Source organism: Sorangium sp. So ce426 (assembly GCF_051475585.1).
GTDB classification, from domain to species: domain Bacteria; phylum Myxococcota_A; class Polyangia; order Polyangiales; family Polyangiaceae; genus Sorangium; species Sorangium cellulosum_B.
In genome coordinates this window covers 10,708,932-10,732,431 of sequence record NZ_CP150341.1, presented here as the reverse complement: position 1 = coordinate 10,732,431, position 23,500 = coordinate 10,708,932, and the positions used below count along the sequence as shown (strand labels likewise).

Here is a 23,500-nt window from a genome sequence, read left to right as displayed (position 1 = left end):
CCCGGCTCGCCCAAGGATTCTTGTCCACCGGGTCAGGAGTGCCCGCGCTCGCGGTCTCCAGGGCCTTGCCTCTTGGATTTCAGCAGCGCAGGTACGCCTTCCGGCCAGTAGAGGAACTCCTCCAGTGGCATCTCCGGCTCAGGCGAGTTGTCCCACCCGCCCGGCGGCGCCAACATTCCCTCGGCGTGAAGGAGGGCGCGCGCGACCTCCGTGATCTCCGCCGGCAGTCCAGGAGGCGACCACGCTTCGATGAGCGCACGGAGCCGCATGGCCAGAGGCTCGCGCTCTTCGTAGGGCACGGGGCTGAATTCCGGGGACACGTGGCGCTTATCGCGACGAACGTACGCGAGGTACCAGTCCACCATCCGAAGCACGTGCTCGCGCGAAGGCATGCGGCTCATCCCGAGGAAAAGCCGCGGAACGGCGAGGGCGTGCACCCACAGGATGGCCGCAGCGGCTTGCTCGAAGTCGGAGAGCGCAGAGCTTCCATCGGGCCTGCGCTTCGCGGCATGCTCGAATGCCATCTGGAGGATCATGTCGGTATCAACGATGTCGTCCTCGTGTGCCATGGAACCCTCATTCGAAGGGGACCGGATGCTCGAGCAGCATACATTCTTCGATTTTCTTGTCTATGAAAACATACCAGATCATCTTGATGCCCACGATTTGCTTGTCGCGAACACAGGTGTAAGTGCACCACCCCTTGTTGATGAATGCTGAGATATCAATAAAGCTCGGGCACAGCGAGCACCTTCCCTTGCCGCATCCCGTGACCGCGCAGCTCCCATAACCCTTGCCGTCCTCGAAGTCACAGTACTGCTTACGCCTGCAGCCGAAGTCCCACTTGTCGACGCATTCTTCCTTGATGTTGATCTTCGCCAGCTCGACCGCCGACGGATCGAGCCCCTCGACCCACTGCTGCGCTTGCTCCCAGACGATGGGCGCGTACTCATCGATCATCTGTTGCAAGAGCGCCGGGTCGATTACCGCAGGATCGCTGCCTTGCGACTCGATCATCGCGGCGAGCGCGTAGCTGGAGTACTGCGTCTTGAGATCCACGAGAGCGAGCTCGTAGGGATCGGCGATCGCCAGCGCCTCCTCCAGTGCGGTGGTCGCCTCTTCATCCTCCACGGCCGGGACTTCGGAGTCTCCGCCGTTGTCGTCCTGGTCGCCAGCGACCTCCTCACCGCTACCAGGATCGGCCTGCGTATCGTCGATCCCATCACCGCTCCCTGGTCCGATGTGGATCGTGCATGCGGGGACCACCAGCCCGCCGAGAGTGCCAACGAATGACAGTGCTGCGATGTGCGAGAAGAGCTTCTTCGACATGGCCACCTCCAGTTCAGGACGGAACGCAAGCTTCTCCCGAGGCGTCACGGCCAGTCGTCGCCTCGCCGAGGTGGCAGATCACCTCGGCGTCTCCGGATCGCTCCTGACTTGCACGCGCGAAGCAGCCGGACGGCACCGCCGTCGGCAGTGCGGGACCAAGCGCCATCGTTCCAGCGCCGCCCCAGGATCTACCAATCCATGCGCCCCTCCCAAACGCGACGTACAGGTGACAGCCTTCGGCGTCTAGACCCGCCCGCAGGCTGCGGCGCGAAGGCGGCATCTGCTGGGCAGGTCGTCGAGGGCAGGCCTGGCGCCGACAGAAGTGTCGACCCCGACGCGGAGCCAGCAACCACGGACGGCGAGGACGCGGGGACGTGGCCGACGTGGGCCGCACGGACGGCGACTACGGGATCGACGGCGCGTGCGGCATCGTCGGCGAGGGCACCGGGCGCATCAGCCAGGCCCGCTGGGAACCGGACTGGGCCGGCGACGGCGGCTGGGGCACGCCGGGCCAGGGCGGCGGCGGAGGCGGCGGCCGCAGGGGCGGGCTCGGCGTGAGCACTGGCGTGCGACCCGAGCCTGCTGGACGAGTCGTAGACGGCGCTGCCGCTGGGACCGCTGACGGTGCCACCGGCGCGCCCGCTGCACGATGCCGCCGTCACGCCCGCGTAGGTGCAGGCCGTCCAGGCCGTCCCGTCGAGGCCGGCGCCGCCGTGCACCGGCCAGGGTAGCCAGCTTCTTCGAGACGGAGCTCGCCGGGCGGATACCTCCTTGACCGCAACCGCGCACGCCCGCGATGGCCATCAAGCGGGCTGCTCGGCGGACCATCAGCCAGCCTGAGCGTCAACACCGGGCTAAGGTCGAGCTGAACGAGGCCAACCTCCGGCAGCGGCGGCTCAGGCTGGCGGATGGCGCCCCCGCCCCATCTGGTCCGTCCTGGTGGATGGCCATCGCGGAAGTCTCTGGTCACAACACCGGGCAGGATCCGCGCAATGAGGGCCGGCGAGACGCCTGGCGTCGCATGCCTGGCTGGAGTGCGGCACAGCCCGCCGCGATGCGAAGGCTCGTCCGTCGCATCCGTGCGTGATACGCTCCGCCCAAGATGGTCGATCCTGAAGCGGCACCTCCGGTCTACAATGAGGACGGCGTCGACCTCACGCTCATCCGCTGGATGCTGAGCCTCACGCCAGCAGATCGGGTCGCCACCCTCCAGGCCCACATCGACTTCGTCACGCTCGCCCGCGAGAGCAGGCGCGCGCGAGAACCGCATGCCCGCTCCGACGAAGATCGCTGAGCTCCTCGGGGTGCTCGCCCGGCATCGAGTCGACTTCATCGTCGTCGGTGGCGTCGCCGCCGTGATCCAGGGAGCCCCCGTCAACACGTTCGATCTGGACGTCGTACACGCTCGCACGCCGGACAATATCGAACGGCTGCTCGGCGCGCTGCGTGAGCTCGATGCCGTCTACCGGATAGATCTCCAGAGGAGGCTTTCACCAACCGCCTCTCATCTGGCCTCCACTGGGCACCAGCTGCTGGCGACCAACATGGGAACGCTGGACCTGCTGGGCACAATCGAGGAAGGAACATCGTACGACGAACTCTTGGCCGACAGCGAGGGGCTGGATCTCGGTGGGATCTCGATACGTGTCATCACGCTCGAACGGCTCATCGCGATCAAGGAGAAGCTCACCCGACCCAAGGATCAGCTCATGCTCCAGGTGCTCCGTGCGACGCTCGACGAACGGCGACGGACCTGAGCACAGATGCAGTTGGCATCTGCCGCCCTGCCGGCGCCGCGTGACGTCATGAGCAGCTCGACGGATGTCGTCTCCGCGTTGCGCGTGGCCGCCGCGCTCGAGAGCCTCGGCCGCGAGTGGTTCATCGGCGGCAGCCTCGGCTCGGGAAGCTTCGCTGCATCAGCGACGCTTGGATCGATCTGAGGGTACTGTGTCCTCGAGGCAGCCGGTGCGACCGACGATCCCGCTTGCGCTCGGATCAGCTCGGGCTATGTGACGCGATGAGCGATCGCAGCCAGTCGTCCGAGGCCTTGCGGTACTCGGTGATGCGGCTCCGTTCGGCCGCGGCGAGCGCCTCCTTCAGCCGAGGCGCGTCGAGGTCGTGGATGTAGCAGGGGGTACCCGGCTGCTGGCGCCACGAGTCCTCGAGGCCGCCCGCGTCGACCGCATCGAAGCCGAGCTCGTCGACGAGGCGCATGACCTTCGCCCGCGCTTCCGGCGGATCCCCCGCGATCGGGAGCGCGACGCGCCCCGGCGTGCCCTTCGGCTTGCCCTTCGCGAGCAGGCTCTCGAAGTAGATGTTGTTGAACGCCTTGACCACCGGCCGCCCGATCTGCTCGGCGACCCACGCGCTCTCGACCTGACCCGCCTCGATGGCCGGGATGCTGCCGTCGCGGACCGGGTAGTAGTTGTTGGTGTCGATCACGACCACGTCGGCGGGCACGCCGGCGAAGAGATCCTTCGGCAGGTCCACGACTGCGCGCTGGGGGATCGTAACGACCACGATCTCGCCGCCGCGCGCGGCTTCCGCGGCCGAGACGGGGGTGGCCCCGGTCTCGGCCGCAAGCTCGCGGAGCGTGTCCGGCCCGCGCGAGTTCGCGATCACGACCTGGTGACCGAGCTTCCCCAACAGCTTCGCCAGCGACCCGCCGATCAAGCCGGCGCCGATGATTCCGATCTGCATTCGTCACTCCTTCGAGCCGAGCCGCCCGCGATCGAGCGCGGACGCCGGCGGTCCAGGTGCATCGTCTGACGCAGACGGGCGATCGCTCGCGCCGTTCACGTCGGGGATGGGCTGTACCACGACCAGCCGCCCTCAGCCCGCGCAGGAGAACGCTGCCCCCAGGACGAGCTTGCCCTCGGGGTATGACGACCTGGCCCCCAAGGTAGGGCGACCTCGTTCACGAGCAGCAAGGCGTCGTCCACGGCCAGCGCGACATCGTCCCGGGGATGGGATGAGGGAGCAGCAAGCTCAAACGTCCGCCCGCGCCTGAGTTGAGCCGTGCCGCGAAGCGGCGTCGGTTTGAACGATCTGTCAGCTATCACTCCATGGGTTGGCGGATGGTGGTTTTCCACTTGTTGTGCCGGGTGGATCCGGTGTTTGCCGTCAAACGGTGGGCACAGTGCCCCCGTCGATCAGGTACTCGCTCCCATGGATGGACGACGCCCTGTCGGAGGCAAGGAATGCGACGAGCTCCGCGACCTCTTCGGGCCATGCGGGACGCCCGAGGGGGATACCACCGAGCGCGTTCATGATGCCCTGCCGGGCCGTGTCTTCATCCGTACCGGCGTCGTCGGCAAGGCGCTTCACCAGGGCGTCGGCTGCCGTCGTGCGGATCCATCCCGGGGCGATCGAGTTCACGCGGACGCCCTTCGGTCCCAGCTCCTTGGAGAGCGCCTTGCTGTACGTGGACAACGCGGCTTTCGCCGACGCGTACGCGATCGTCGCGTCGTGGAGAGGGAGCCGGCGCTGGATGGACGAAACGTGGAGGACGACCCCCGCGCCTCGCGCGATCATGTGCGGGAGGAGCGCGCGATCGAGACGCACGGCGGCCATGAGGTTGAGCGACAGCTCGTCGTGCCAGATGTCCTCGGTGAGCGACGCGAAGCCGCCGCCCGGCGCAGAGGAGCCGCCGACGCTGTGGACCAGGATGTCGATCCCGCCAAGCTCGCCCAGGACCGCGCGGACGACGGCGTCCGCCCCTGCCACCGTGGCGAGGTCGGCCTGTACGAAGACGTTCGGCGACTGGCCTGCCGGGAGCGCAGAGCGCGCCGTGGTCGCCGTCACGGCGCCCGCCGCGCCGAGGCGGCGGACGATGGCCTCGCCCGCCCCCTTGGTGCCGCCTGTGACGAGCACGCGCTTGCCGGCGAACTCCTCGGGATCGATCGAGAATCTTCGGGAGTTGGCGCGCATGGCATCGACGCTCCGCGCGTTCTGCGCGGCGACGTCCCCTGCGAGCGGTTCAGGTACTTGCATGGGCGGTGATTCCTCCTGAGGGACGATGACTCGCGGCCCGGCGCGTGGGCCCCCCTCGCACGCAAAGTTGGGCTAGGCTCATCGGGTGGCAAGAACGCACGAAAAGGTGGGGTACGCACCTGAAGGTGAGTACGACGAGCCGGCGACTCCCGAGATCGCCGCCGAGCGTGTCGAGCAGGCCCTCGAGCTCCTCAAGGGGCGCTGGAAGCTGGTGATCCTCTTCCGCCTCTTCGGAGGGAAGGTGCAGCGCTTCTCGGAGCTCGAGCGCGCCATCCCTGGCATCTCGCAGAAGATGCTGATCCAGCAGCTCCGGCAGATGGAGCGCGACGGGATGATCTGGCGCGTCACGCACCCCGAGGTGCCGCCCCGGGTCGAGTACGGGCTCACCGAGTGGGGACAAGCGCTCTGCCCGGCGCTGGACACGCTGCTGCGATGGGCAGCCAAGCGCGGCGCGTCCTCTCCCGTCGATTCGCGTTCGTGATGGCTGCCCCGGTGGCGCTCGCCGAGGGCGAGTCGGCGTGACCGCATCCGCGGACCTCCCCATCAATCCATGGAGCAGAACGAGGGGAACCTCGGCGCCTCCAGCTCGGAGGTAGTGAATGTCGATGCCGTTCGTTTCGCAGACTCCACTTCGCCGGCGCGCTCACCCGCTCTCGGAGGTGGCCCCGATGAGCCCGATGAGCCGCGCCCCCGTGGACGCCCCCGCCGAGACGCTGGCCGATCTCCCGACCGCGCCCGAGGCCGCCCTCCTCGAGATGGTGCTCGGCCTACCCGGCGTCGGGCCACGCCTCCTCGGCACGGCCGCTCTCCCCTCCCTCGGCCGCCTCTCGCCTGCGGCCTCGCTGAGCGCGCCCAGATCGCGCTGTTCGACGCGACCCGGCTCGCCGCCACCTTCGAGCTCGGCCGCCGCTACTACGCCGCCCGTGCGCGCCGGGGCGCGCTCCTCACCGACGCCGCCCGCGTGGCGCGTTACTTCGGCCCGAGGCTGGCGTCCCTGGTCCACGAGGAGCTCTGGACAGCAGCGCTCGACACCCACGGCCGCGTCCGCGAGACGCGCTTGCTCGCCCGCGGTTCCGACGACGCCCTCTACGTCGGCCGCTCGACCGTCCTGCGCACGGCGCTGGACATGGCAGCCCACAGCTTCGTCCTGGCCCATAACCACCCGAGCGGCGACCCGACGCCGACCCGCGAGGACGAAGCGATGACCCTGGAGCTGCGCCAAGACGAGAGGCCGCGCCGTGAACCTGGGTCGAGCCGCGTCCACTGTTCCGCGCCAGGCAGCTCGTGGTGGCCAGTGGCACCGATGCTTGAACGCCGGCGGCTCTGAGTCTACATCAAACCTGGGTCGGGTCACTCCGATTCTTCGGATCTCGTGAGCAAACCTTGGGAAACGCTGAGTTTAGCTCCAAGGTTGATCTCTGGCTCACCCGGGCCGGTGCGAAAGAGGAAGGCCTGCTTCCTGTGAACCACCAATTCGACCGTCCGGACCGGCGGAGCAGTTGCTGCGCCCAGGCTGGCAGGCCAATCCGGTCGGCAGGGCTCTTGTTCCCGCCGACGCCCTCCGCACCGGGCTCGTCGGTGTGGCGTCGCCGCAAGCCTCGCACCACCGCGATAAGGCTTACCGCCGACATGAACTCCCCGCCGTCACTCCTGACCAACTCGCCGCCTTCGTCGCCGCCTCCCTCTCGCTCCCGCGCCCGACGGTCGTCACTCGCCTCCGCCTCGCGCGCCGCGTCTTCGCCCGCTCGGTTACGGTGGAGCTGCTGCTTCGAACTCCCCCCGGATCTCTCGCGAGGTGACTCCACGCTGCTCATCGGCGTGCGGGCGGTCACATCATGGCGCGGCGTCAGCATGGCACGAACCTGAACGCGGGCGAGTACGTGCACGAGCGCATGGGCATGCCGATGAGAGGCGCACGCGCGGCGCGCCGCTGGGCGCGAACGACGACGCCGGCGAGCACGTGGTGCGTGTGCCGGTCGACGGGCCATCGAGGGTCGTGCCTGAGGCAAGGCCTGATCGCCAAGGGAGGGCAGAAGACCTGCCCCGCGAACCTCAACGACCGTCCCGGCGTCAGTGTGCTATTGACGGTGGGCCGCCGGATGAAGAAGCTCGCACCATGAGTAGCGCGCTGATCGTCGGTGACCTCCAGGTCGGGATTCTCGACAATTATCCGTTCACGAAGGCCGTGGTGCCGCCGGTGACCGAGCTGCTGCCGCGAGCCCGCGCAGCCGGGGTGCTGGTCGTGTTCGTGCGTACCGCGTTTCGGGCCAACGGCGCGGACTTGGCGGGTGAGGTCTTCGCGGCCTTCCACCGGGCCGGTGATCTGTTCCACGAGGGTTCGCCGGGTACGGCGGTCGCGCTGGAGGTCACCGCAGACGACGTCGTCGTGCTCAAGCGGCGCACGAGCGCGTTCGCAGGAACGGATCTCGATCTGGTGCTCCGCGCCCGCGGCGTGGACTCGCTCGCGCTCACTGGTGTCGCGACGAGCGCCATGGTCGCGGCCACGCTGTACGACGCGTCGGACCGGGGCTACGGGCTGACCGTGCTCCGCGACGGCTGCGCCGACCCGGACCCGGCGGTGCACGAGCTCCTCGTCAACACCGTCTTTCCCAGCAGGGGAGCGGAAATCGTTACGTGCGCGGAGTGGCCTGCTCGCGGTGCGCGTACGGCTCCCCGTTGAACGGCTCGACCTCGCGGTAGCCCGCGGCGCGGTACAGCCCGATCGCCTCGCTCAGCACGCGGCTGGTTTCCAGCCGTGCGATCCGGGCTCCACCCGCGGCGGCCGGCCCCCCTCGCGGCGTGTGCCGCCTTGCGCAGCTCCTCCCGGCTAGGAAGGAAGTCGCGCGCCCGACGTGCGACCTCGACCTGGATGGCGCGCGAGAAAGGCGCTCTCGAGGTCGGGCGGTGGCAGCCGCCCGACCGCTGCGACGTCCAAGGCGGGAGGGCTGCGACGGGCGTATGCACTCAGGGCGATGACAACCGGCCGGCTTCGGGAGCCATGCTCGCTCGCTTTCGTCAGGGATCCCCGCCATGGTACAGGGGTCAGGAGCCCGGAGCCGATGCTTGACCGCCCAGCCGAACGAACAGGGACTGAACCATCCGACGCCGAGAAGAGCTGGGATCAGCGGATACTCGAAAGAGTCCCCTCTGGCGTTGATGCATCGCTCATCGCCGAGAACCTGCGCTTGACTCCCACAGAGAGAGTCGAGCGGATGCGCAAGGCACTGGAGTTCATCGAGGAAGCGAAGGCAGCCCATGGTCACCGACTGCCGGCGCGTCGTTGACGCGCTCGTCGGTGAGCATGTCGATCGAGAGCGAGCTCATGCGCGTCGAACGAAGCCCCTTGCGGCTCGCGCGCGGCGGGGCTCTGCTCGCCGCATGTCCGACCTCAAATTCTATTACGCCCCCATGACGAGCGCAGACCGGGTGCACTGGGCGCTCGAGGAGCTCGGCGTCCCCTACGAGAAGGTCAAGCTCGACCTCGCGGCGGGAGATCAGCGCAAGCCCGAGTACCTCGCGCTCAACCCGAACGGCAAGGTCCCGCTGCTTGTCGCGGAGGGGAAGCCGATCTTCGAGGGGCTCGCGATCCTGCTCTACCTCGGCGAGCGCTTCGGCGTGGACAAGGGCCTCTTCCCGCCGCTCAACGCCGATCGCGCCGAGGCGTTCAAGTGGATGGCCTGGGGCAACGTCACGCTGTTCGAGGCGACGACGCGGCTCCTGCGCAACACCCTGGAGCGCTTCCCCGCCGACGAGCGCAACCCCAAGGTGGCCGAGGGCGCGAAGCAGGACCTCGCGAACGGGATCGAGATCCTCGACCGCGCGCTCGAGGGCAAGGAGTACCTCGTGGGCAACCAGTTCTCGCTCGCCGACGTGTCGCTCGTGACGGCGCTGCCGTTCCTGGCCCGCTTCGGCGTGGACCTCTCGCCTTTCGCGAACGTGAACGCGTGGATCGCCCGCTGCACGAGCCGGCCTGCGGCCAAGCGCGTCAGGCCGGGCTGAAGTCTCGCCCTGGCCGCCCAGCCGCGCTGGCGGCCATCTCATGAGCTTCATGAGCGCCAGCCGCGGCGGCGGCCACCCCGACGGCCAGGCCGACTGGATGAACTACCGGCTGCTCGCCAGGCTGCGCGAACGTCCGCTCCGGACGACGTGTATCCGGAATACCGAATACTCCCTTGCTGCGTCAGCACCAGGCGCGTGCTGCGCGTGTGCTGCTGGAGCAGCAGGCCGCGGGCGGCGCGGCGACGAGGCCGTCGCCCTGGGCCTGCTCCGGCTCGGGAGCGTGGCTTGCAGGGCGCCCGCGCGGCAGCACGACCCGACTCGGTACGGCGGACGGACACGCCGCTCGACCGGCCGCTCGCCTCGGTTCGCGTGATGACACCTTCGCCGCCTCTCCCCCAGCGTTATCTCCTCGGCTTCATGGTGCTCGGCCTGCTCGCGGGCTCGAGCAACGGCGTGGCCAAGGTGGTCCTGCCGCTGTATGCCGCCTCGCTCCACGCCTCCCCCTGGCAGATCGGCCTTGTCGGCGGCCTGCAGTTCACCGGCATGCTGCTGCTCTCGATGCCGGTCGGCGGCTTGATCGACCGCCACGGCAGCCGGCCGCTGTTCCGCTTCGGCGGCCTCGCGGGCGCGGCGCTGTACCTGATCGGCTTCACCCACATGGATCGGCCCTGGCAGCTCATCGCGGGCGTGGTCCTCTTCGGGCTGCTCAACCCGTTTCGCATGGTCGCGACCCAGACCGAGTTCCTTCACCTGCTTCCTCGCCTCGGCCCGCGCAAGGCAGGCTGGCAGCGCGCGTCCCACTCGCTCGGCATGTTCTTCGTGGGCCCGATGCTCGGCGCGCAGCTCCTCGGCCTGCTCGGCTACACAGGCGTGTTCGTGGTGACCGGCCTCGGGCTGCTGGCGACGGTCTTCGTCGGCGATCGCGTGCTCTCCGGGGCGCCTCCCGGCCGCGGGCGCTCGGCCACGCCGCTCCTCGAGCGCCTGCGCGGGCAGGTCGGGATCATCCTGTCTCGCCGCGAGCTGCGCCAGAGCATGCTCATCGAGCTGTGTGGTCAGATGGCGATGTCCTACTTCGCCGTGTTCGTTGTGTTGATCGGGATCCGCGAGTTTCACCTCTCGGTGCCCCAGGCCGCGACCCTCGTGACACTCCAGGGCGCCGTGTTCGTGCTGACCTTGCTCCTCGCCGGGGGCGCCCTGGCGCCGCTGCGCGACTCCGCCCGCTACGCGATCGCCTTCTCGCTGCTGCTCGCGACCGAGCTCCTGCTCGCTTTCCCCCTCGGCGTCGCCTCGCTGTGGATCGGGGCGGTCTTGCTCGGGCTCGGGCTGGGCGTGCAGCACCTCACGAGCGTCAATCGCTTCGCGGCGCTCACCGCCGAGCTCGGCCGCGGCCGGGTGGGCGGCCTGTTCTCGCTCTCGGGGCCGGCCGGGGGCCTGATCGGCGCGGTGGCGGGCGGCTCGCTCGGCCAGCGCTTCGGCCTGTTCAGCGGCTTTCGCGTGCTCGCGGCGCTCTATGCGGTGCTGATGGTCTGGCACGGGCGCGGCGTCCTGATCGCGAACGCCCAGCGCGTCGCGCTCGCCGAGGGCGAGCCGGAGTGACCGCGGCAGCTACGCCAGACCACGCAAGAACGAAAGGACCACCTCTCCCAGGCGCTCGGGTTGTTGAAACGGAAGGCCGTGGCCGGCGTCCTGTACCTGTTCGATTCGCACGCGAGGATTGAGACTCCGCAGCTCCGTCGCCATCTCGAGCGTGACGACAGGGCTGTCGTCACCGATGACGAGCAGGCTCGGGACGTCGATCGCGCTCACCACGTCGCGGTACGCGGGGTTGGGCGGCGTGAGGACGTCGAACGCGTCCATGCGGGTCTTCAGCCTCGCCTCGGCTTGCAGCTCGATGATCTCGAGCGAGCGACGCGGGTCTCGGGCTCGGGCCTTCGCAACGAGGTCAGACTTCTGCAAGTCGAGGGCCTGGCGGTGTTGATCTGCGACGTCGCTGGCGTGCACCTCGCGCTGGCGCTCCGGGCTCAAGAACGTCGGGTCGACAAGGATGAGGCCGCGGAGGACCCCCGCCCCTCGGCTCGCCACCACCGCGGCGGTCATGCCGCCCATCGAGTGGCCGAGCAGGACCGGACGAGAGAGCGAAAGGCCGCGGATGAGGCCTACGACGTCGCTCGCGTGATCGTCGTACCGGTATCCGTGGTGCGGCGCGCTCGAGCCGCCGTGCCCTCGGGCGTCGGGCATGACGACGTCGAACTCCCCTTCGAGCGCCCGCGCCAGGGGAGTCCAGCAGGCGCCGCTCCCCATCAATCCATGGAGCAGGACGACGGGAACCTTGGCGCCTCCCGTCCGGAGGTAGTGGATGGTGATGCCGTTCGTCTCGCAGACTCCGCTGATCCAGGTCGTCATGGAACTGTCCCTGCCTGCCGCAGCTTCGCACGTGTGATGAAGTGGTTCATGTCCAAATACTCGAGAAATCTCGACGTGAGTGCTTCCGAGCGGTCCGCGCAGCGCCTTGAGTCATTGTTCAAACCTCTCGCCGCGGAATGGAGCCAAGTGCCGAACTCATACCGAGTACCCAGCCGTCGTCAACACGCACACGAGCGTGGGACGGATGCATACGGGCTGACTTCTTGCCGGTTGCCGGCGTCCCGCGGCGCGGAGCGCCCTCGGCAGCAGCGGCGTGCTCGGCGCGCGCCGCCGCGCCGACTCACGGGTACCGATTTCGGCGCAATAATAACGCACGCAGGCGAACTCGGTCCTCACCGTTCATGTCCAGGAGCTGGACTGTGGCGCGCCCCTCGGCCGTCAGGCCTTGAATGGTACCCTCAATCGCGACCATGAAGTGCTCGCGCCAAGAGTGACACCTGGGGTGATATAGCGCCACGAGGATCCCAGTCTGCGGATCAATGGAGGCGATGTTAGGTCCCTTCTTCAGGTTGCAATGGATGCAGCAAAGGCACAGGTTGGCAACATCGTCGGAGCCACGATGCTGCCTCCCGATGATGTGATCGACTTGATGGGGAAGGATTGAACCTGCTTGAGGAAGCCGGCAGTACTCACACGCGCCTTGGGCGCGCCGCTGCACCGCCTCCCGCACATCGTTCGAGATCTTCACGAAGCCGCGCGCATCGTCCAGAACTCCTCGGCCTCGAGCTTGAGGAGGCTGAGCCTGTCGTTCAAGCGGACGATCTCTGCGTACTCCCTTTGCTCCTCCGGGGTGAGCGCGCCTTCGGTGCTCTTCTGAGCGAGCTCCTGGACGCGTGGGGAGAGGTCTCTGCTGACGGCATCGAGCGCCGCCTCAAGCTGTTCGAGGGTTCGCCTTTCCATGAGGTTCTCCGTCCGACGTCGGCACGGAGAGCATGCCATCCCTCCGCCGTCGCCTCAAGCTCCGCCCGCCTCGGGAGGGCGAAGCCGCTCCACGCCCGGGCCCCCGTGTCAGTCCTCCGGCACGGGGATCTTCTCGGAGTCCCACTCGAAGAAGCCCCGTGCACGGATGGTGCGGTCCGCCAGGGCTCGCGCCGCGAGCTGCCGCTCCTCGATCGTGGAGACCCCGAAGAAGCGACGCGCCACCTCGGCGACTTCACGGTCGCTGCGCTCGACCTCGAGCAGCAGGTGTTTGTTCCCTGGTACCGTCCCGCGCTCCGCGCGGAGGTGGTACCGGAGCATCTCCATGACCGCCTCACCGAGCAACGCGCTGGCCATGGCGGGATCGCGCTCCGCGATGTCCTCGCCGTCTTCCAGGAGTGTCGCCGCTGAATAACGAGCGAACGCGTCCTCATCCGGAGTGAGCGCGGCGCGCTTCTTCAGCCACTCGGCGGCCTCCTCTCGCAGGGCATCGATCGCTTGGCCGCCGAACACAGGGAAGCCCGTGGCGATCATGTGCGCCGCGGAGGGGCGACCGAGCTCGTGCTCGCTGGCGAAGTACGCTCGAATCGCGCGTGCCGGGTTGACGAAGATCTCGACCGGAACGTCGCCGAACCGCCGCTGTAGACGCTGCTTGTACGGACGCTCCTGTATGACGAAGATGTCGAGATCGCTGTTTCGATCCCCTGCGCCGCGGACGACCGACCCCGCGGCGACGATCGCCCGCGGCTCGAACGTCTCGAATACGAACGCGACGACCGCGCGGAGCGCTGTTGCATACCTCGGCGGGAGGTCGGGCCAGCTGCACATGGCAAGTTTATCGGGGCTCATTTTGTTCTCCGAGGTCGTCTCATCTGCCTGCCCAACGATCTGCGGCTCAGCCGCGCCGCGTGGCGGCGTCGGCTGCTGCCGCCGGTCGGGCAGCTGCGGAGCCGGATCTCTGGACACGGGGAGGCACGTCAGCAAAAATGGCACGTCTGGCGGAGATCGCAGCCGAGGTATCGCTCGGCGAGCGCCGTGAAGTCCGGCACAGCAAAGGGAAGACCTCCCTCGCGCGAGAACAGGTCTTCGAAGAGCCGGGCAGGCGGAAAAACGTAGTTGCCAAAGGTGATGCTCACCCATGAACGAGCGGCGGCGACTCCGGCGATCTCCATGTGCCCGGCCTTGTGGGGGTAATTGGCGATGGCATACGCCGGAACGTCCACGAGATCCATGCGCGCTCCGAAATCGAGCGCCGCCTCCTCGGCGTCGCGGCCTTCGGACATCGACACGGGCACCTGGGTACGATGGCATGTGATCGCGACGTAGTAGACGTCGTCGAACTGCGCTTGCGTCATGTCGAACCGCGCCCCGCCTTGGAGCGCTTCGAGCGCAAGCAGAGGTGGTCGCTTCGGTCGGAGTTCGCTCCAGATCGTGGCTTGAACGTTGTCATCATTCTCCAGAGAATGGCAGAGCTCCTCCGCGGAGTCGGGACGCAGCCACGAGCCCGGATTGCGCCCGCGGTACTTGCCTGCCTTGGGCATCCCGCGCGACATGGTGAACACGAAGGACCCAACGGGCTCAGGGTCCGTTCGCACAAATCGCTCGGGGTCCTTCCCGACGAACCCAGCACTCATTGCGGCTTCGAGAAACGCAGTCATCGCCTCCGCCTTGAAGGCCAAGCTCGGATCGAGCGGGACGAGCAGATGAGAATAATACATGCTCATGGATTGCCTCGCGGTCCTGGGAGCCCTCCGTGAACGAGTCGCTGCGTATCGATGGGGGGCGACCCGTACGACGAAGCTGAGGCTCGAAAATGGTCATTGGCGGGCTGCCCAACGGTCGGCCGCTCGGCGGCGGGTTTGGCAGCAGTTCTCTCTTTCCACACGTGCGATCTGGGAAGACGTGCCTGACGTCGCAGGCCTTCGAAGACCTTGACCGCGGGCGACGTCACGGAGGCTCAGGCGCGTAGAGTGCCTCAATCTGGGGCAACGATAGGACGGCCTCTTCGAATGCGGAACGGGAAACGTTAAGAGACCCCTGCATGTCGAGCGTGCGCAGTGATGACATCTGCCGAATAGACTCAAGACAAGCGTCGGTGAGCCGCTCCGAGTACAGCACCAGGCTCTCGATCCGATCGAGCCATAGAAGATGCTTCATGCCTTGGTCTGACACGTTACCGTTGAGGACCCACACTCTTCGGAGTTCCCTGATGTGCTGGAGTCGCACCAAGTCGCGATCCTCGATGGTGCCGACGAGAGTGAGCCCCTCCCACTGCTCTTGAATCGGATGGTTCCTCAGGTATTTGGTGGCCTCGTCGACCGGCATCTCCTCTACTTCCCGGGGGATATTCATCGCCGGAAACAGGTCGCCGACTGTTCGGAAGAACGCGATGGCCTCTCTTCTCGCAGGTGGGTCGTCCGCGTACCACATGATGTAGGTCCGTCGTACGCCGTCGTGAGTGACCTCAATTTTCTTCTGCCGGGGCATTGTGAAATCCGTTCTTCTGCCTGCCCAACGACTTAGCGTTCCGCTGCGAGAACCCGCGTGGAGCGCCTAGAACCCCGACCCCACCCCCTCGTGCCGCTCGCACACATCGTGGGAAATTAGCGTAGCCGACGGCTGCCCTACCTTGTCAAGGAGACCAGCGCCGGACCGCGGGCTCTCCACCGGACGAAGGCGCGGCTCGTGCCGACGGCGGCGAGGGGCGCGCCCGCGTTCGCGCAGCATCGCCCCGCGCCGGAGGGCGTCCACCGGGCCGGGCGCCCGGTCAGGGGCGGCGCGGCGATTTTTTTTCAGGCGACCGATGATTCCTGGTGGGGCCGGGGGTCTACGGGGGTGAATCCCAGCACGGAGGCACCCATGACCGCGATCTCCACCAGCATCCATCATCGTGACCAGGATCTCACCACCGCGCCCCGGGCCGAGGCGCCGGCCAGCGCCGCAGCGCCCGGCGCGGCGCCGTCCAGGCGAGCGCTGTGGGCGGGACGCGTCCTGAGCGGGCTGGGCGTGCTGTTCCTGACGTTCGACGCCGCGGTGAAGGTGCTGCAGCTGTTCCCCGCGGATGCAGCCACGGCCCAGCTCGGGTTTCCCGTCAGCCTCGTCCCCACCCTCGGCTACCTCCAGATCGCTTGCCTGGTGACGTACCTGATCCCGCGCACCGCGCTGCTCGGCGCGGTTCTGTGGACCGGTTACCTGGGCGGCGCGATCGCGATCCACGTCCGGGTCGGGAGCCCGCTCTTCAGCCACACGCTCTTTCCGATCTACATCGCCGCGCTCCTCTGGGCGGGGCTCTGGCTGCGCGACCGCCGCGCGCGCGCGCTGCTCGCGAGCCCGGCGTCGCTCGACCGATGAGCTTCCCATGGGCTTCCCGCCTCCCCGCCTTCATGGTCAGATCGGGCCGCGGCCAGCCCGCCGCTCGAACCACGGATCGCGAGCAAGGAGACCACCGATGATCAAGGTCTACAACTTCGCGCGCGGGGCCCGCGGCCTGCGCGTGATGTGGCAGTGCGAAGAGATGGGGTTGCCCTACCAGGTCGAGATGGTCTCGTTTCCGCCGAGCGAAGCCTACCTCGCGCGGCATCCGCTCGGCACCGTGCCGTTCCTCGAGGATGAGGGCGGCGTGGCGATCCACGAGTCCGTCGCGATGATGCTCTACGTGGCGCAGCACCACGGGCCCACGCCCCTCTTGCCCGGCAAGGGCGATCCGGCGCTCGCGCGCGTGCTGCAAATGACCGTGTTCGGCGAAGCGACCCTCGGGGCAGCCGTCAATGCCCTGCTGACAGCACATTTCGGCGCGCCGGAGGCGGACAAGCGCAACTGGTCGGTCCGCGCGCAGGAGGCGAGCGTCGAGAAGGCCTTGCGCTTCACGGCCACCGTGCTCGGCGACATGCCTTTTCTCGCCGGCGAGGGCCTCACGCTCGCCGACATCTCCGTGAGCACAGCGATCGGAATCTATCGCGGCGCGCTCGGCAAGACGCTGCCCGACGAGCTCGTCGCCTACCAGGAGCGGATCGCCGCGCGGCCGGAGTACCAGCGCGCGCGCGCGAGGTGCCGTGGCGAGGACAGGGGCTGAAATCATGAATCGATCGTGGCCCGCGGTGGTCAAGTCGTTGATCTTCGTCCTCGCGGCGGTGCCCGCCGCGTGCGGCGACGCCGGCGTGGATCCGGGCGGGGCAGGGGGCTCGCGCCCGGGCTCGCCCGGCAGCTCGGGCACGCCGGCGTCGACGTCCACCTCATCGGCGTCCGCCTCATCGACATCCGCCGGCGGGGGCCCCGGCGTCTGGATCCCGGCGCTCCAGACGTCGTGGCACTGGATGATCGACCACCCCCTGGACCTGGACGACCCCAGGGACATGGGCCTGGTCGATCCCACGGGAGCGCCCATCGCGTCGCCGCCTCCCACGGTCTACGACCTCGACTGGGAGTTCACGCCGGCCGAGACGGTGGCCGCGCTGCACGCGAAGGGCGCCAAGGTCATCTGCTACGTCGACGTCGGCGCGTTCGAGGACTATCGGCCAGACGCCGGCGACTTCCCGGAGTCGGTCAAAGGCAACCCGGACTACCACTGGGAGGGCTCGTTCTGGCTCGACATCCGGCAGATCGATGTCCTCGGGCCGATCATGCTGGCCCGGTTCCAGGTCTGCAAGGACAAGGGCTTCGACGCCATCGAGCCCGACGAGGTCGACGGTTACGCCAACGACTCCGGGTTCCCCCTCCGCTATGAAGACCAGCTCGCCTACAACGTGTTCATCGCGGATCTCGCCCACTCGCTGGGCATGTCCGTGGGGCTCAAGGGCGACATCGAGCAGGCGGCGGACCTGTGGCCGTACTTCGACTGGACGCTGAACGAGCAGTGCTTCGAGTACGAAGAGTGCGAGATCCTCGTCGATACCTTCCTGGCGAACGGCAAGGCCGTGTTCGAGGTGGAGTACGACGATCCGTTCTCCGGTCACATGACCGACAGGTCGCTCTTCTGCGAACAGGCGAACGCCTGGGGCTTCAACAGCATGGAGATGCCGCTCGACCTCGACGGCGGCCGGTGGCCCTGCCGGTGACCCGCGGCGCTTCCGAGCGCCCGCATCATCGCCTTGTCGGTGAGCGGGACGTAGCCGGGGAAAGAACGGGGGCGCGTACCCCTCGACGTTGGCGCCCCCGACGCGCTCGGATCAGCGCCCGAGCGCCCGCGCGGCGATGCGCGCGAACACCGGCCCCGCCACCTTGCCGCCCGTCGCGTCCTCCGCGGCGACCACCGCGCCGACGAGGATGACGAAGCGCGGCTGCTCGGCCGGCGCGGCCCCGATGAAGCTCGCGTAATTGCGCGGCTCGCCGGCCGTCGATCGCTCGTCCGTGGTGCCGGTCTTCCCGGCGACCCGCACGCCTTGCACACGCGCCGCTTTGCCCGTCGCCTGCTCGTCGCTCACGGCGCGCTCCAGCATGCCCATCACCGCCCGCGCCGTCTCCGGGCGGAGCACGCGCTCATTCTCCACGTGGTGCTCGAAGCGGACGCCGCCGTCCGCGCCCCGGGCGCGCCGGGCGAGCGTCGGCGCATTGAACACGCCGTCATTGGCGATGGTGGCATAAGCGGCGGCCATCTGAAGCGGGCTGGCCATCGCGCCGCCATGGCCCGATGCCAGGGCCACGCCGCGGAGCGAGCCGTCCGCGATGACCGGAGGGACCTCGCCGACCGGCGCGCCGCGGAGCTGGATGCGCGTCGCCTCGCCGAAATGAAAGCGCCGGAGCCAGCGCCCGAGCGCCTCGCCGCCCAGCTTGTCGAAGATCCGCGAGGCTCCGATGTTCGACGAGCGCATGAGGATCTGCGGCACGTCGAGCCACTCGTTCGGGCTCGCGTCGCGGAGGACTTCCTTGCCATAGCGCCGCGCTCCCTTGTCGCAGAAGAACCGGTCGGTCACCGAAATGGCCCCCTCGTCGAGCGCGGCCGCGACGGTGAGCGACTTGATGGTCGAGCCGCTGATGCGCGGCGCCGCGGCGGTGCTCGGATCATGGATGGCCAGCACCTCGCCGGTCTTCGGATCGAGCACGATCGCCGTGGCGGCGACAGGGCGCCATTCGTCCGCCATCCGCTTCATCTCTTCCTCGACGATCGCCTGGATGTCGCGATCGATCGTGAGCTCCAGGCGATCGGCCGGGGCGCCCATCACGGAGGCGACCTCCGCGGTAAGATGGGCCAGTGAGGCCGGCGTGGAGCTAGCAACGGCGGAGGTGGAGGCCGGAACGGACGCGCCCGCCGGTGCAGGAGCGACCGGCTCCGACTTCCCGGACGGATTGGACGGATTGGCCGCCACAGCCGCGGCAGGTCCTTCCTTGCCGGCGGTGACGCACGCCACCACCCCGAGCAGCGCCGCAGCCGACGCGGTGATTGCAACGCCCCGCGCCGCCGACGTGCGCAGCGACCCCGCCCGCGGTCGCACGATGGCCTCGACCCGCGCCAAGAGCTGCGAGGGCTCCGCCATCCCGAGCGCTCCGCGCGGCACCTCACGGAGCCGCGCCGCGCTCGTCGCAATGGCCAGCAGGTGCTCGGCATATTCGGTCGGCCGGGCCCCGCTCGCCAGGACCCGCTCGTCCGCCGACAGCTCGCGCTCCATGCGAAGCCTGCGCGCCGCGAGCCACACCAGCGGGTTGAACCAGTGCATTGCACAGGCGAGCTGCCCCACGATCTGGGCAAGACAATCGCGCTGCCGGACGTGCGCCAGCTCGTGTAGCAGCACGGCCCGCCAGCGCGCCTGGCTCCACTCGAGCGCCTCCCGCGGCACCAGCACCACCGCCGAAAAGACCCCGGTCACCGCCGGCACATCGATCTCGGAGCTGATGCACACGCGGGCGTTCATGCGCGCTTCGCCGAGGGTCGCCGTGATCCCCGGAAACGAGAGCGGGGTCGCGCGCCGGGCGATCCCACGCGCCTTGGCGAGGCCATGGGCCAGGCGAGCGAGCACCGCAAATGCCCCGAGCGCCCACACGGCAAGGAGCACCGGGCCCCACGGAAAGGACTGCTTCGCCGGAGCGACAGGCGTGGACGGAGCCTGCGCCACGGCGTGGGAGACAGGCTCGACGGAGGGCGGGGCAATGGCGTCCCCGATGGGCTCGGCGAAGGGTCTACCCGCGTCCGCGGCGCCAAGCTCGGCGACCGGCAGCACGCGCCACGCCGGAACGAGCCGCGAGGCGACCGGCACCAGCGCCGCGGCCGCGAGCCCGAGCACCAGCACGAGCCGGCGCGTGGAGGCCGGCGCGCGGCGGAGCAGCGGCATCGCCGCGAGGGCGAGCCCGAGGAGCACGGCGCCCCGCGCGGCATCGACGAGGAACGGCAGCGGGCTCATCTCGATCGGGCTCATCTCAACCCCCTTCTTTCTTGGCGCGCTCGATCACCTGGGCGATGCGATCCAGCTCTTCGCGCGACAGCTTGGACTTTGACGTGTCGACAAGCGCGGTGACCGCTTGCTCGACCGAGCCTCCAAAGAACGTCCGCACGACCTGCGCCAGCGCGCTCCTGCGAGCCTCGCTCGGGGCCGCGACGGGCGTGTAGACGTAGCGTTGCCCTTCCTCCACGTGCTTGACGTGCCCGCGCTCCTCCAGCAGGCGCAGCAGCGCGCGGACCGCGGAGTAGCTCGGCGGATCCTCGAGGTTGTCCTTCACCTCGTGCGCGGTCGCGCGCCGTAGGCGGTACAAAATGTCCATGATCTCGCGCTCTCGGCGCGTGAGCGGCGGCTTCGGCATGACGTCCATCCGTAGCCTGGTGCTAAGAAATTAGCAAGCATCGCGTGCTAATTTCTTAGCACGTGCGATCCGCGAGCTATCCTCGGGCCTGCACGCCATAGAGGGGGAGGGTGAGCGCCGTCGAGGCCTTCCGGCCCTTGCGACCGGGAAGCCCCGTGCGCGTCAGCCATGGTGCCACCCGGAGCGCTTGATTCCGGATCCACAGCGCTCGCGATGTGGCGGGGATCAGACTGGCCGCGCCGCCGCTGGCGAGCGACTGGTTCACCTCGACGAACGGCCTCATGACGCGCTCGTACGAGGCGAAGGCGGCGCCAGGGTCGGAATGGGTAGCCAGCTCCCCCGCCAGGACATAGGCGCCGACCATGGCAGTGCTCGTACCTTGGCCCGACAAGAACGACGGAGCGTAAGCCGCGTCTCCCACGAGGGCGACCCTCCCCTTCGACCATCGAGGCATGCGGATCTGGCTGACGACGTCGAAGAAGACATCGGTGGCCTCCTGCAGAGCGGCGAGCATCCGCGGTACTTCCCAGCGGGCGCCGGCGAAGACACTGGCGGTCAACCTTCGCTGCGCCTCGATGTCGGCGAACTCCGAGAAGGGAGGCTGGGGACGGGCGAAGGTCAGGAAGGCGTGCAGGCGATCGCTGTCGCCGGCCGCGAACAGCACGGCCGCCTTCCCGGGCGTGTTGCTGATGAACGCCTCGTGAGAGAGCCCGATGGTGTTGGAGATGGTGAAACCTGCAAAGCAGTAGCCGAGATAACGGTGGTACTGCGCCTCGGGCCCGAAGGCGAGCCGCCGTGTGTTCGAATGCAATCCGTCAGCGCCGATGACCAGGTCGAAGGGGCGTTGCAGGCCGCTCTGGAAGCGCACATCGACGCCGCCGCCGTGCTCGTTCAAGGTGGTGATGGAGTCGCCGAAGCGGAACTCGACGTCATCTCGGACGGCGTCGTAAAGCACCGTCGTGAGCTCTCCGCGAGGCAGCTCCAGATCCCGGCCTTCCTTGCCGCCGGTGAGCGCCTCGGGCCGGATCGACCCGATGAGCGCGCCGTCGCCATCGACGAACGTGACTCTGCGTGAGTCGATGTGCGCGGCTGCGATGCGCGACAGCACGCCCATGCGCTTCACGACGTCGATCGCGGTGCCCCGGATGTCGATGGCGTAGCCGCCGCTTCGCACAGCGCCAGCCTTCTCCACCACCGTGACCTGGAAGCCGTACCTGTGAAGCCAGTACGCGAGCACGGGGCCGGCGATGCTCGCGCCGGAGATCAGGATCTTCTTGTTCCGCGAAGTCGCCATGTGTCCGCCTTCCTTCGGTGTGAGCTCGCAGCGGCGGAGGGCGCATCCGCGAGAGATCGGCGCGACCCGCCCGCTGCCACGAGGCAGGGCAAGCAGCCGCCGGCCGCGGTCCACTCGGCCCAGGGAGCTCTGACGTGGACTACACTACACGGTGTAGTCTACTGAGGCCAGGGCAAAAAGAGGCCAAAATGGGCTATACTTGGAGGTGCATGTCCTCCACCGGCGCACAAAAGGCTCTTCGTGAAGGGTCCGCGCAGAAGCGATCCGCCATCCTCGTGGCGGCCCGGGAGTTGTTCCTGGCCGACGGGTTCGACCGCTCGAGCGTCGATGCTATCGCCGCTCGCGCCGGCGTCTCCAAGAGGACGGTGTATGACTACTTCGGCGACAAGCAGGCTCTCTTGCTGGCGGTCGTCGAGTCCTCAGGTGACCTGCTCATGGCGGCGATCCGACGGGCCATCGAGGACACCTTGACGCACGTCACGGACCTGGAGGACGCCTTGATCACCTTCTCGGCGCGGATCGTGACCGAGATGCTCGGCTCGGTGGACTACCTTGCCCTCGTGCGGCTGGTGACGATGGAGTCCGTTCAGCTGTCCCAGCTGCGAGGTCGCGACCACTGGATGATGAACGCTCCGGAAGAGGCGATCGCGGAGCGGTTCGCCGAATTTGCGCGTGCAGGGCTGCTCGACGCGCCGAACCCCCGGCGGGCGGCCGATCATTTCATCGCGCTGACCGTCTTGCTCGCCGCCAACGCGCTCGGGCCGGCGATCGCCCCGAACGACGCCCGCATGCGAGAGCTCCTCGTCGAGGGGGTGCGCGCATTTCTTCGAGCCTACGCGCCCAGCCGCCCGGCCCAGCCTCGATCCCGCGCGTAGCGCAGGCGGCTTCGGCGGTGCGCGGCGTCGCGGCCGGAGCGTGACGGCGACCGTGACATGTCAGGCTCTCGAGCGCGACATCAAGGGCGAATCGCCGCGCTCACCTCAGGGTTTCTGGCGCAACGCGACCCGATGTTGCCTCGGAGCTCGGGGTAGTAGACGTGGCGGGTGGCTGACCGCAGGGTCGGGGCGAGGTCGTCGTTGCTGCCGCTCCGGAAAGCCCGGTAGGAGCCCGCTGTCACGGCGGCGCAGTCATGACATGGCATCGGGTACTGGACCGGATCCCAGTCCAGCGTCCATTCCCACGCGTTCCCGCCGAGGTCGGACTGCCCCCACTTCCCGTCGCCTCTTGGCGACGTCGAGCCGACGTTCCGCAGGCTGCAGGTCCCGCCGCAGTAAACCGCGTAGCTGTCATCGATCATCGTGGAGGTCGCGGGCTTCGACCACGGATAGTACCTGTGCTCGCTGCCCCCGGAGGCCGCGTAGTTCCACTCCGCCTCTGTCGCCAGCCGTCCGCCGTCCCACGCACAGAACGCGAACGCCGTGTACCAGTCCAGGCAGTTGATCGGCTTGTTTTCGTCGCTCCCCGCCGTGTCCGTCCAGCTCTGGTGCACGAAGCACTTCAGGGCGTCTTTCAGGGCAGCCGTGCTCGGCGGCAGCTTGGTGTTCCACGCCGAGCTCCAGCCAGACCCTGGGATCTTTGGGTGTGCGCCCGCGCCATCCCCAGGCGGGCTGGCCTGCGTGCCCATGCCTGCGTTCACGAACGCCCGGAACCGGCCCACGGTGATCTCGTACCTGTCGAGGTAGAAGTCGCTCACCGTCGCCGGGGAGCTCCGGTCCAGATAGTCCACGCCGTCGTAGCTTCGAGCGAACGTTCCGCCGGGGACCAGCGAGCTCTCGCAGCAGTCCTCGTTCTCCGATGGCCCGCAGGTCGCCGGCA

Annotated in this window: 26 protein-coding genes and 1 pseudogene; 13 read left to right on the top strand and 14 right to left on the bottom strand. The window is 68.4% G+C overall.

Annotation, left to right across the window (positions count from 1 at the left end; all coding sequences use genetic code 11):
* Window positions 1-32: 32 nt before the first annotated feature.
* Window positions 33-569: a hypothetical protein gene (locus WMF44_RS40205; RefSeq protein ID WP_437295336.1), complete on the bottom strand. Its 537-nt coding sequence runs from the start codon at window positions 567-569 to the stop codon at window positions 33-35.
* Window positions 570-576: 7 nt separating this feature from the next.
* On the bottom strand, window positions 577-1,329 hold the full coding sequence (locus WMF44_RS40200) for a transposase (protein WP_437295335.1): 753 nt from the start codon (window positions 1,327-1,329) through the stop codon (window positions 577-579).
* Window positions 1,330-2,431: 1,102 nt separating this feature from the next.
* On the opposite strand from WMF44_RS40200, the gene WMF44_RS40195 reads away from it, so the two are divergent.
* The 3 genes from WMF44_RS40195 to WMF44_RS40185 are packed head-to-tail and all read left to right on the top strand — an operon-like array spanning window position 2,432 to window position 3,269.
* Window positions 2,432-2,623, top strand: a complete 192-nt coding sequence (locus WMF44_RS40195) for a hypothetical protein (RefSeq protein WP_061613758.1) — start codon at window positions 2,432-2,434, stop codon at window positions 2,621-2,623.
* Window positions 2,598-3,086 carry a hypothetical protein gene (locus WMF44_RS40190; protein ID WP_437295334.1) on the top strand — a complete coding sequence of 163 codons (489 nt, stop codon included), beginning with the start codon at window positions 2,598-2,600 and terminating at the stop codon, window positions 3,084-3,086. The genes WMF44_RS40195 and WMF44_RS40190 overlap by 26 nt, the downstream gene beginning before the upstream one ends.
* 48 nt (window positions 3,087-3,134) lie before the next feature.
* A complete protein-coding gene (locus tag WMF44_RS40185; protein ID WP_437295333.1) occupies window positions 3,135-3,269 on the top strand; it encodes a hypothetical protein in 135 nt (44 codons plus the stop codon).
* Window positions 3,270-3,324: 55 nt separating this feature from the next.
* On the opposite strand, the gene WMF44_RS40180 is transcribed toward WMF44_RS40185, so the two are convergent.
* Both WMF44_RS40180 and WMF44_RS40175 read right to left on the bottom strand, forming a co-directional pair.
* Window positions 3,325-4,029 (bottom strand): NADPH-dependent F420 reductase, encoded by a 705-nt coding sequence (locus WMF44_RS40180; protein WP_437295332.1) that lies wholly within the window; start codon window positions 4,027-4,029, stop codon window positions 3,325-3,327.
* A gap of 423 nt (window positions 4,030-4,452) precedes the next feature.
* Window positions 4,453-5,259 (bottom strand): SDR family oxidoreductase, encoded by an 807-nt coding sequence (locus tag WMF44_RS40175; RefSeq protein ID WP_437301668.1) that lies wholly within the window; start codon window positions 5,257-5,259, stop codon window positions 4,453-4,455.
* A gap of 148 nt (window positions 5,260-5,407) precedes the next feature.
* Here WMF44_RS40175 and WMF44_RS40170 point away from each other — a divergent pair, with 148 nt between their 5' ends.
* The 6 genes and pseudogenes from WMF44_RS40170 (at window position 5,408) to WMF44_RS40145 (ending at window position 10,917) form a co-directional block, all read left to right on the top strand.
* Window positions 5,408-5,803, top strand: a complete 396-nt coding sequence (locus WMF44_RS40170; protein ID WP_437295331.1) for a winged helix-turn-helix transcriptional regulator — start codon at window positions 5,408-5,410, stop codon at window positions 5,801-5,803.
* Window positions 5,804-5,999: 196 nt separating this feature from the next.
* Window positions 6,000-6,541 (top strand): annotated as a pseudogene (locus WMF44_RS40165) (JAB domain-containing protein); the annotation flags it as partial.
* Between the two features lie 897 nt (window positions 6,542-7,438).
* Complete coding sequence (locus WMF44_RS40160) at window positions 7,439-8,002, top strand: cysteine hydrolase family protein (RefSeq protein ID WP_437295330.1); 564 nt, start codon at window positions 7,439-7,441, stop codon at window positions 8,000-8,002.
* A 698-nt stretch (window positions 8,003-8,700) separates the two neighbouring features.
* Entirely contained in the window at window positions 8,701-9,321 is a 621-nt protein-coding gene (locus WMF44_RS40155) for a glutathione S-transferase family protein (protein ID WP_437295329.1), read from the top strand.
* A gap of 40 nt (window positions 9,322-9,361) precedes the next feature.
* Window positions 9,362-9,694, top strand: coding sequence for a hypothetical protein (locus WMF44_RS40150; protein ID WP_437295328.1), 333 nt, complete (start codon window positions 9,362-9,364; stop codon window positions 9,692-9,694).
* Window positions 9,694-10,917, top strand: a complete 1,224-nt coding sequence (locus tag WMF44_RS40145; protein WP_437295327.1) for an MFS transporter — start codon at window positions 9,694-9,696, stop codon at window positions 10,915-10,917. The genes WMF44_RS40150 and WMF44_RS40145 overlap by 1 nt, the downstream gene beginning before the upstream one ends.
* Window positions 10,918-10,926: 9 nt before the next feature.
* On the opposite strand, the gene WMF44_RS40140 is transcribed toward WMF44_RS40145, so the two are convergent.
* From WMF44_RS40140 to WMF44_RS40115, 6 genes are all read right to left on the bottom strand, one after another.
* Window positions 10,927-11,724, bottom strand: a complete 798-nt coding sequence (locus tag WMF44_RS40140; protein WP_437295326.1) for an alpha/beta fold hydrolase — start codon at window positions 11,722-11,724, stop codon at window positions 10,927-10,929.
* A gap of 301 nt (window positions 11,725-12,025) precedes the next feature.
* Window positions 12,026-12,433: an HNH endonuclease gene (locus WMF44_RS40135; RefSeq protein ID WP_437295325.1), complete on the bottom strand. Its 408-nt coding sequence runs from the start codon at window positions 12,431-12,433 to the stop codon at window positions 12,026-12,028.
* The gene (locus WMF44_RS40130) at window positions 12,430-12,645 is read right to left on the bottom strand and encodes a hypothetical protein (protein WP_437295324.1); all 216 of its coding nucleotides are present in this window, start codon (window positions 12,643-12,645) and stop codon (window positions 12,430-12,432) included. The genes WMF44_RS40135 and WMF44_RS40130 overlap by 4 nt, the downstream gene beginning before the upstream one ends.
* Before the next feature lie 108 nt (window positions 12,646-12,753).
* Window positions 12,754-13,629, bottom strand: a complete 876-nt coding sequence (locus WMF44_RS40125; RefSeq protein WP_437295323.1) for a nucleotidyltransferase domain-containing protein — start codon at window positions 13,627-13,629, stop codon at window positions 12,754-12,756.
* Window positions 13,630-13,640: 11 nt separating this feature from the next.
* Window positions 13,641-14,387, bottom strand: a complete 747-nt coding sequence (locus tag WMF44_RS40120; RefSeq protein WP_437295322.1) for a hypothetical protein — start codon at window positions 14,385-14,387, stop codon at window positions 13,641-13,643.
* Between the two features lie 223 nt (window positions 14,388-14,610).
* Window positions 14,611-15,150 carry a hypothetical protein gene (locus WMF44_RS40115; protein ID WP_437295321.1) on the bottom strand — a complete coding sequence of 180 codons (540 nt, stop codon included), beginning with the start codon at window positions 15,148-15,150 and terminating at the stop codon, window positions 14,611-14,613.
* A 372-nt stretch (window positions 15,151-15,522) separates the two neighbouring features.
* Between WMF44_RS40115 and WMF44_RS40110 the strand changes: the two genes are divergently transcribed.
* The 3 genes from WMF44_RS40110 (at window position 15,523) to WMF44_RS40100 (ending at window position 17,717) form a co-directional block, all read left to right on the top strand.
* Window positions 15,523-16,014 (top strand): DoxX family protein, encoded by a 492-nt coding sequence (locus tag WMF44_RS40110; protein ID WP_437295320.1) that lies wholly within the window; start codon window positions 15,523-15,525, stop codon window positions 16,012-16,014.
* Between the two features lie 97 nt (window positions 16,015-16,111).
* On the top strand, window positions 16,112-16,735 hold the full coding sequence (locus WMF44_RS40105) for a glutathione S-transferase family protein (RefSeq protein ID WP_437295319.1): 624 nt from the start codon (window positions 16,112-16,114) through the stop codon (window positions 16,733-16,735).
* 4 nt (window positions 16,736-16,739) lie between these two features.
* The gene (locus WMF44_RS40100) at window positions 16,740-17,717 is read left to right on the top strand and encodes an endo alpha-1,4 polygalactosaminidase (RefSeq protein ID WP_437295318.1); all 978 of its coding nucleotides are present in this window, start codon (window positions 16,740-16,742) and stop codon (window positions 17,715-17,717) included.
* Between the two features lie 111 nt (window positions 17,718-17,828).
* Here WMF44_RS40100 and WMF44_RS40095 read toward each other — a convergent pair whose 3' ends face one another.
* The 3 genes from WMF44_RS40095 to WMF44_RS40085 form a co-directional block, all read right to left on the bottom strand.
* Window positions 17,829-20,009, bottom strand: coding sequence for a penicillin-binding transpeptidase domain-containing protein (locus WMF44_RS40095; protein WP_437295317.1), 2,181 nt, complete (start codon window positions 20,007-20,009; stop codon window positions 17,829-17,831).
* 1 nt (window position 20,010) lies between these two features.
* Window positions 20,011-20,391 (bottom strand): BlaI/MecI/CopY family transcriptional regulator, encoded by a 381-nt coding sequence (locus WMF44_RS40090; RefSeq protein ID WP_044969989.1) that lies wholly within the window; start codon window positions 20,389-20,391, stop codon window positions 20,011-20,013.
* Between the two features lie 76 nt (window positions 20,392-20,467).
* Entirely contained in the window at window positions 20,468-21,685 is a 1,218-nt protein-coding gene (locus WMF44_RS40085; RefSeq protein WP_437295316.1) for an FAD-dependent monooxygenase, read from the bottom strand.
* Between the two features lie 209 nt (window positions 21,686-21,894).
* Here WMF44_RS40085 and WMF44_RS40080 point away from each other — a divergent pair, with 209 nt between their 5' ends.
* Window positions 21,895-22,560, top strand: a complete 666-nt coding sequence (locus WMF44_RS40080) for a TetR/AcrR family transcriptional regulator (protein ID WP_437295315.1) — start codon at window positions 21,895-21,897, stop codon at window positions 22,558-22,560.
* Window positions 22,561-22,640: 80 nt separating this feature from the next.
* On the opposite strand, the gene WMF44_RS40075 is transcribed toward WMF44_RS40080, so the two are convergent.
* Complete coding sequence (locus tag WMF44_RS40075) at window positions 22,641-23,450, bottom strand: formylglycine-generating enzyme family protein (RefSeq protein ID WP_437301667.1); 810 nt, start codon at window positions 23,448-23,450, stop codon at window positions 22,641-22,643.
* Between the last annotated feature and the right edge of the window lie 50 nt (window positions 23,451-23,500).

Excerpts from the sequence above, each read along its gene's own strand:
- WMF44_RS40205 (WP_437295336.1), bottom strand. The coding sequence starts at position 569 with ATGGCACACGAGGACGACATCGTTGATACCGACATGATCCTCCAGATG.
- WMF44_RS40200 (WP_437295335.1), bottom strand. The coding sequence starts at position 1,329 with ATGTCGAAGAAGCTCTTCTCGCACATCGCAGCACTGTCATTCGTTGGC.
- WMF44_RS40195 (WP_061613758.1), top strand. The coding sequence starts at position 2,432 with ATGGTCGATCCTGAAGCGGCACCTCCGGTCTACAATGAGGACGGCGTC.
- WMF44_RS40190 (WP_437295334.1), top strand. The coding sequence starts at position 2,598 with ATGCCCGCTCCGACGAAGATCGCTGAGCTCCTCGGGGTGCTCGCCCGG.
- WMF44_RS40185 (WP_437295333.1), top strand. The coding sequence starts at position 3,135 with ATGAGCAGCTCGACGGATGTCGTCTCCGCGTTGCGCGTGGCCGCCGCG.
- WMF44_RS40180 (WP_437295332.1), bottom strand. The coding sequence starts at position 4,029 with ATGCAGATCGGAATCATCGGCGCCGGCTTGATCGGCGGGTCGCTGGCG.
- WMF44_RS40175 (WP_437301668.1), bottom strand. The coding sequence starts at position 5,259 with ATGCGCGCCAACTCCCGAAGATTCTCGATCGATCCCGAGGAGTTCGCC.
- WMF44_RS40160 (WP_437295330.1), top strand. The coding sequence starts at position 7,439 with ATGAGTAGCGCGCTGATCGTCGGTGACCTCCAGGTCGGGATTCTCGAC.
- WMF44_RS40155 (WP_437295329.1), top strand. The coding sequence starts at position 8,701 with ATGTCCGACCTCAAATTCTATTACGCCCCCATGACGAGCGCAGACCGG.
- WMF44_RS40150 (WP_437295328.1), top strand. The coding sequence starts at position 9,362 with ATGAGCTTCATGAGCGCCAGCCGCGGCGGCGGCCACCCCGACGGCCAG.
- WMF44_RS40145 (WP_437295327.1), top strand. The coding sequence starts at position 9,694 with ATGACACCTTCGCCGCCTCTCCCCCAGCGTTATCTCCTCGGCTTCATG.
- WMF44_RS40140 (WP_437295326.1), bottom strand. The coding sequence starts at position 11,724 with ATGACGACCTGGATCAGCGGAGTCTGCGAGACGAACGGCATCACCATC.
- WMF44_RS40130 (WP_437295324.1), bottom strand. The coding sequence starts at position 12,645 with ATGGAAAGGCGAACCCTCGAACAGCTTGAGGCGGCGCTCGATGCCGTC.
- WMF44_RS40120 (WP_437295322.1), bottom strand. The coding sequence starts at position 14,387 with ATGAGCATGTATTATTCTCATCTGCTCGTCCCGCTCGATCCGAGCTTG.
- WMF44_RS40115 (WP_437295321.1), bottom strand. The coding sequence starts at position 15,150 with ATGCCCCGGCAGAAGAAAATTGAGGTCACTCACGACGGCGTACGACGG.
- WMF44_RS40110 (WP_437295320.1), top strand. The coding sequence starts at position 15,523 with ATGACCGCGATCTCCACCAGCATCCATCATCGTGACCAGGATCTCACC.
- WMF44_RS40105 (WP_437295319.1), top strand. The coding sequence starts at position 16,112 with ATGATCAAGGTCTACAACTTCGCGCGCGGGGCCCGCGGCCTGCGCGTG.
- WMF44_RS40100 (WP_437295318.1), top strand. The coding sequence starts at position 16,740 with ATGAATCGATCGTGGCCCGCGGTGGTCAAGTCGTTGATCTTCGTCCTC.
- WMF44_RS40095 (WP_437295317.1), bottom strand. The coding sequence starts at position 20,009 with ATGAGCCCGATCGAGATGAGCCCGCTGCCGTTCCTCGTCGATGCCGCG.
- WMF44_RS40090 (WP_044969989.1), bottom strand. The coding sequence starts at position 20,391 with ATGCCGAAGCCGCCGCTCACGCGCCGAGAGCGCGAGATCATGGACATT.
- WMF44_RS40085 (WP_437295316.1), bottom strand. The coding sequence starts at position 21,685 with ATGGCGACTTCGCGGAACAAGAAGATCCTGATCTCCGGCGCGAGCATC.
- WMF44_RS40080 (WP_437295315.1), top strand. The coding sequence starts at position 21,895 with ATGTCCTCCACCGGCGCACAAAAGGCTCTTCGTGAAGGGTCCGCGCAG.